The sequence below is a fragment of the Ignavibacteria bacterium genome (assembly GCA_016873775.1).
Taxonomy (GTDB): domain Bacteria; phylum Bacteroidota; class Ignavibacteria; order UBA10030; family F1-140-MAGs086; genus JAGXRH01.
The window spans coordinates 1-2,092 of the sequence record VGWC01000144.1 but is presented as its reverse complement, the minus strand read 5'-3'; the positions used below and the strand labels follow the sequence as shown (position 1 = coordinate 2,092).

The following is a 2,092-nucleotide window of genomic DNA, read 5'->3' as shown; positions in this document are numbered from 1 at the left end:
AGCAGAATCTTTCACTGTTTTTTAGTTGTGCTTCAACAATTTTTTCGGGGTGAATATATTCCTTCTTCTTTAAAACAAAAACAGCGATACAAATTTTGCATCGCTGTTTGGGATTCCAGTTTTCACGGGAATGACAAGTTGAAATATTTTCTACTCGCTCGCCATTTTCCATTCGCTCGGGGAACGCCAGAGCGAAGAGAGAATTAACTCGCGCATAAAAATAAATTCCTTCGGCAATCGGTCGTAGAGTTTGGAAAATAATTCTTCTTGCAAGAGGAGTTCGCTTTTCCACGCTTCCGAATTCACCGACATCACTTTATCGAATTTCTCTTTCGGAAAATCAATGCCGTCCCAATTGATGTCTTCGTATTTCGGCATCCAACCCAACGGGCTTTCAATCGCATATCCTCTTCCGTGCGCGCGGTCAACAATCCATTTCAACACGCGCATATTTTCTCCGTAGCCGGGCCAAATAAATTTTCCGTTCTCGTCTTTGCGAAACCAATTCACAGAAAAAATGCGCGGAGGATTCGGCAAGTTTCTTCCAAATTGTAACCAATGATTGAAATAATCCGCCATATGATAACCGCAGAACGGAAGCATTGCAAATGGGTCGCGGCGCACTTGTCCGATTGTTCCCGCCGCCGCTGCAGTCATTTCCGAACCCATCGTTGCCGCCATATACACGCCAAAATTCCAATTCACCGATTGACACACGAGCGGTACCGTTGAACTTCTTCTTCCGCCAAAAATAAAAGCAGAAATCGGAACGCCTTTCGGGTTTTCCCATTCGGAATCAATAATGGGATTTTGATGCGCGGGACAAGTGAATCGTGCATTTGCGTGTGCGGCAACTCTTCCACTTTCCGGAGTCCAATCTTTTCCCGTCCAATCAATAAGTTTTGCCGGCGGCGTATCAGTCATTCCTTCCCACCATACATCACCATCGGGAGTAAGCCCAACGTTGGTAAAAACCGTGTTTGACTTTATACATTCCATCGCATTCGGATTTGATTTGTATGATGTTCCCGGCGCAACACCAAAATATCCTGCTTCGGGATTGATTGCGTACAACTTTCCATCGCTTCCCGGTTTTATCCACGCAATATCATCGCCAACGGTTGTAACTTTCCATTTGCCAAATTCTTTCGGCGGAATAATCATCGCGAAATTTGTTTTTCCGCACGCGCTCGGAAATGCAGCAGCAACGTACGTTTTTTCTTTTTCTGGAGATTCAACACCGAGAATGAGCATATGTTCTGCGAGCCAACCTTCATCGCGCGCCATTGTTGATGCGATGCGAAGCGCGAAACATTTTTTCCCGAGCAACGCATTTCCGCCGTAACCGCTTCCGAACGACATAATCGAACGCTCTTCGGGAAAATGCACGATGTATTTATTGTCTTTATTGCAAGGCCACGAAACATCTTTTTGTCCCGCTTGCAACGGCATACCAACCGAGTGAAGACAATGCACAAAATCTCCGTTGCCAAGAACGTCAAGAACTTTCTTTCCCATTCGCGTCATTATTTTCATACTGACAACGACATACGGCGAATCGGTAAGTTGTACACCGATGTGAGAAATGTTCGAGCCGAGCGGTCCCATACTGAACGGAATAACATACATCGTTCGTCCTTGCATACAGCCATCAAAAAGCGTGTTCAACTTTTCTTTCATTTCTTTTGGTGGAACCCAATTGTTCATTGGTCCTGCATCTTGTTTTCGAAGTGAACAGATGTATGTTCTGTCCTCTACGCGCGCGACATCACCAACATCAGAGCGAGCGAGAAAACAATTCGGCCGTTTTTCCGGATTGAGTTTGATAAACGTTCCTGATGCGACAAGTTGTTCGCAAAGAGATTTGTATTCTTCTTCCGAGCCATCGCACCAGTGAATAGATTGTGGTTTGCAAAGTTTTTGCGCTTCTTCGACCCAACGAAGAAGTTCTTGATTTTTGATTTGTGTTTGTGTAAGCATTTACTATTTTTTTTTATTACTTAACTAAGATGAATAAAATAGAACACAGATAACACGGGTTGAACGGATATATCACAGATTTTTTTCCGTGAAAATCAGTTGCATCAGCGTA

The 2,092-nt window shown here is 44.1% G+C and carries 1 protein-coding gene; it reads right to left on the bottom strand.

Features of this window, described 5'->3' with window-relative positions:
- Positions 1-150: 150 nt before the first annotated feature.
- Complete coding sequence (locus FJ218_11405) at positions 151-1,980, bottom strand: phosphoenolpyruvate carboxykinase (GTP) (protein ID MBM4167508.1); 1,830 nt, start codon at positions 1,978-1,980, stop codon at positions 151-153.
- Positions 1,981-2,092 lie beyond the last annotated feature (112 nt).